The 4,297-nt window shown below is 65.2% G+C and carries 3 protein-coding genes and 1 pseudogene; all 4 read left to right on the top strand.

Translation table 11 applies throughout. The features are described 5' to 3' along the window. Positions 1 to 504: pseudogene (locus PQR02_RS39755) on the top strand (acyl-CoA dehydrogenase); the annotation flags it as partial. Continuing rightward, positions 501 to 1,928, top strand: a complete 1,428-nt coding sequence (locus PQR02_RS39750) for an FAD-dependent oxidoreductase (RefSeq protein WP_408243278.1) — start codon at positions 501 to 503, stop codon at positions 1,926 to 1,928. The pseudogene PQR02_RS39755 and the gene PQR02_RS39750, both read left to right, overlap by 4 nt. A gap of 26 nt (positions 1,929 to 1,954) precedes the next feature. Further along, positions 1,955 to 3,361 (top strand): CmpA/NrtA family ABC transporter substrate-binding protein, encoded by a 1,407-nt coding sequence (locus tag PQR02_RS39745; protein WP_408243277.1) that lies wholly within the window; start codon positions 1,955 to 1,957, stop codon positions 3,359 to 3,361. A 16-nt stretch (positions 3,362 to 3,377) separates the two neighbouring features. Next, positions 3,378 to 4,297 (top strand): nitrate ABC transporter permease (gene ntrB / locus PQR02_RS39740; protein ID WP_408243276.1); only part of this gene is annotated, 920 nt, incomplete at its 3' end.

Below are 4,297 nucleotides of genomic sequence, written 5' to 3'. Positions count from 1 at the left end.
TGGGGCGTCAAGCTCACCAACTATTTCGTCGGCGAAGCCGACCTGATTGCCGATCCGGCGCGGCCATTCGTCGCGCGGATCAAGGCGGCGTTCATCCTGCTGCAGGTCGGCATGGCGCTGGGCGTCGCACAGGGTGGTATCGATTCGTGTCTCGAAGTCGAGCCGGTACTCGGTCACGTGAACCGTTTCCTGCACGACCGGCCAGTCGAACTGACGGCCGAACTCGACGAAGCGGTGAACGCGACGCAGCGACTTGCGCGCACCGCCTACGACGGCAGCACCGACTATCTGCTGGAAGTGCTCGATTTGCGCACGCGCGGCGCGGAGCTCGCGTTGCGTGCGGCGCAGGCGTCGCTGCTGCATCAGGGCGCGCGCGGCTATTTGATGAGCGCAGCGCCGCAGCGGCGGATTCGCGAGTCGCACTTCGTGGCGATCGTGACGCCGGCCATCAAGCATCTGCGTTGGGAAATGGCCCGCCTTTCCGCCGAGGAGCTTCCAGCATGAGCGTCCAGATTGTCGAGTGGAAGAAATACGTCTGCCGCGCGTGCGGCGTGATCTATGACGAAGAACTGGGAGACCCCGATAGCGGCATTGCGGCCGGCACACGCTTCGACGTGATCCCCGATGACTGGGAGTGCCCGCTATGCGGGGTGACAAAAGCGGATTTTGTGCTTTACGAGCCGGTTGTGGCCGGCGCAGCGGCGTGCGCGCCGGCGCAGGGCGCGCCCTCACGCACCCTTGGGGTAATCGTGGTCGGCGGCGGCACGGCGGGTTGGGCAGCCGTCGAAGCAGTCCGGGCCTTGGATCCGGACATACCGATCACGCTGGTGAGCGCCTGCTCGGCGGACCGTTACCGCAAGCCGGAACTGTCGGTTTCGTTGAGCGAGAAACGCACACCGGAGCGGCTCGTATTCGAGACCGGGCCGGCCGCCGCAACGCGGCTCGGCGTACGGCTGGTCGCCCATACCTACGCGATCGGGCTGTCGCCGGCGCTGCATCAACTGCGCACGACAGCGGGCACGTTCCGTTACCGGCAACTGATTCTCGCCCAAGGGGCGCGGCCCGTGGTGCCGTCCGGCTTGCCGCGCGAGCTCTGCTGGCGCGTCAACGATCTGTCGATGTGGAGCAGCATGCAGCGCCGGCTGACGGCGGGGCCGGCGCGCGTAGCGGTGATCGGCGCGGGTCTGGTCGGCTGCGAGCTGGCGGAGGACCTGGCACGGGCGGGACATATGGTCACCGTGCTGGATGTGAGCGACAGGCCCCTCGCGACGTTGTTGCCGGCGCCGGCCTCACGCCGCCTGCTCGCCAGCTGGACGCGGCTCGGCATCCACTTTCTGCCCGGCCGCAGCGTGAGCGTCGAGGAGCAGCGTGGGATCGACGCGTGCGCCATGCAGCGGACGAGTGACGCGACGACGGCAGGCGGCGGTGTCGCCGATGTCAGCGCCGCGCGAAGCGAAAAGGTGATCAGGACGCAGCACGGCGAGCGGATTGCCGCCGATCTCGTGCTGTGCGCAGTGGGGCTCGCCACCGAAGGGCGCCTTGCAAGAATGGCGGGACTCGAATTCGAGCACGGCATCGTTGTGGACAGCCGCACGTTGCAGACCAGCCGGCCGGATATCTACGCGCTCGGCGACTGCATCAGCTTCGCCGGCGAGCCGTGCCGCTTCATCGAGCCGATTGTCGCGCAAGCCGAAGCGATCGCGCACGCGGTGACCGGCTGCGAATATGCAGGGTATCGTCACCAGTCGCCCGTGATCCGCGTGAAGACGCGCTCGACGCCGATCGTCGTGCGCGGACTGCCTTCGCGCGAGCTGGACTGGCAAATCGTCGAAGAAGACGACGGACACCTCGCGATGGCGCAGTACCGTGACGGCGACATCGTTTCGTCGTTGACGGTCGGCAGCCGACGCGTCGAACTCGCGGCCTGAACCAACCCTCACGCATCGGACACCACATGGGTAACCGTTATCAACCGTTCGACCCCGGCAGCACGCTTGGCGGCTGCTCATGTGGCCGCCATGCCGATGAAGCCGCGCACCGCGCCGCTACAGCGGGCACCGCGCACGACGCGCATGAAGTACGCAGCACGGACGGTGAAGCCGCGTTGGGTGACGCCATCGAAGCAGCGGCCGTACGCGCACTCTTTCCGCGCAACGCGATGCGGCGTGCCTTCATCCGTGCGGTCGGCAAGAGCACTGCCATCGCCGCCGTGTACAGCGTGCTGCCGATCGCGTCGCTCCAGCAGGCTTTCGCAGAAACGAAAGCCCCGCAGCCCGAAAAGCGCGACCTCAACGTCGGGTTTCTGCCGATCACCTGCGCCACGCCGCTGATCGCCGCGGAGCCGCTCGGCTTTTACAAAGAGGAAGGGCTGAACGTCACGCTGAACAAGGTGGGCGGCTGGGCGCTGGTGCGCGACCGGATGCTGAATCGCGAACTTGACGCATCGCACATGCTCGCGCCGATGCCGCTCGCGATTTCGCTTGGCGTCGGTTCCCAGCCCACGCCGACGCGCGTCGCGACGATCCAGAACGTGAACGGCCAGGCCATCGTGCTGGCGCTCAAACACAAGGACAACCGCGACCCGCGCCACTGGAAAGGGTTTCGCTTCGCGATTCCGTTCGACTATTCGATGCACAGCTTTCTGCTGCGCTATTACCTCGCGGAGCATGGCATCGATCCTGATCGCGATGTGCAGCTGCGTGTGACGCCGCCCGCGGAGATGATCGCGAACCTGCGTGCGGGCAACATCGACGGATTTTTGGGACCCGATCCGTTCAACCAACGCGCGGTATTCGACGAAGTCGGTTTCATTCATATTCTGTCGAAGGACATCTGGGCGGGGCACCCCTGCTGCTCGTTCAGTGTGCCCGACGCGTTCGTGCGGCAGAACCCGAACGCGTTCGCCGCGCTGCTTCGTGCGAATCTGCGCGCGGCCGCCTATGCGAGCGACTCTGCGCATCGCGCCGAACTGTCGAAAATGATTGCGGCGCCTGCCTATCTGAATCAGCCCGAGCTGGTGATCCGGCAGGTGCTGACCGGCACCTATGCGGACGGCATTGGTCACGTGCACCACGTCGCGGACCGGATCGATTTTCAGCCGCTGCCGTGGTATTCGATGGCGACATGGATGATGACGCAGATGAAGCGTTGGGGTTATCTGAAGGGCGGCGTCAACTACCGTTCACTCGCGCAGCAAATATTCCTGCTGACCGACGCGGACAACGCGATGAAGCAGATCGGTGAGACACCGCCGGATATTGCGGGCAACGGCGGCTACCGGCCGATTACGGTGATGGGACGGACTTTCGACTGGAGCCGACCCGACGCATACCTCGATGGCCTTGCCATCAAACGCGCCTGAACGCAGGAGAAACTGAATGGCTGCAATTCGACGATTCACGTTGCGAAGCAAGGCGGCGCTATGCTCGCTTGCATTGTTCGCGCTGCTGCTGGTCGTCTGGCAGGCCGCGACGCTCCCGAAGACGCGAGCCGCGACAGCTGCGACGACGGCATCGACAACCACGAGTGCCGCGGCCGCCGAGGCTGCCGAGTACGCAGTGCTGATGGGCAAGGCGTCCGATCCGGGTGCGGACGGGGCCGCGGCGGATTCGATGAAGGTCGCTGGCTTCCCGTCGCCCGCCGAGTTCGCGCACGAGGCCGCACGCCAGCTTGCGCATCCGTTCCACGACAACGGACCGAACGATAAGGGCGTCGGCATCCAGCTCGGCTATTCGCTCGTGCGGGTCGCGGCCGGTTACGCGATTGCGCTGCTGGTTGCGGTGCCGCTCGGTTTTGTGATCGGCATGTCGCGGCTTGCGTTCCTCGCCTTCAATCCGTTCATCCAGGTGCTGAAGCCGATTTCGCCGCTCGCCTGGATGCCGATCGCGTTGTACACGATCAAGAGTTCGTCGGCCTCGGCGGTGTTCGTGATCTTCATCTGCTCGGTATGGCCCATGCTCGTCAATACCGCGTTCGGAGTCGCTGGGGTGCGGCGCGACTGGCTCAACGTGGCGCGCACCCTTGAAGTGCCGCCATTGCGCAGCGCACTGTGGGTCGTGCTGCCCGCGGCGGCGCCCACCATCGTCACCGGAATGCGGATTTCGATGGGCATCGCGTGGCTTGTGATCGTCGCGGCCGAAATGCTGGTCGGCGGCACCGGCATCGGCTACTTCCTGTGGAACGAATGGAACAACCTGTCGCTGGCGAACGTATTGTTCTCGGTATTACTCATCGGTTTGGTCGGCATGACGCTTGATGTGCTGTTCGCCCAACTTCAACGCAAGGTGACCTATGTCGA

Origin of the sequence: Paraburkholderia sediminicola (genome assembly GCF_046026895.1) — a bacterium.
GTDB lineage: Bacteria > Pseudomonadota > Gammaproteobacteria > Burkholderiales > Burkholderiaceae > Paraburkholderia > Paraburkholderia sediminicola_C.
This window is presented reverse-complemented; position numbering and strand designations above follow the sequence as displayed.

Excerpts from the sequence above, each read along its gene's own strand:
- PQR02_RS39745 (WP_408243277.1), top strand. The coding sequence starts at position 1,955 with ATGGGTAACCGTTATCAACCGTTCGACCCCGGCAGCACGCTTGGCGGC.
- PQR02_RS39750 (WP_408243278.1), top strand. The coding sequence starts at position 501 with ATGAGCGTCCAGATTGTCGAGTGGAAGAAATACGTCTGCCGCGCGTGC.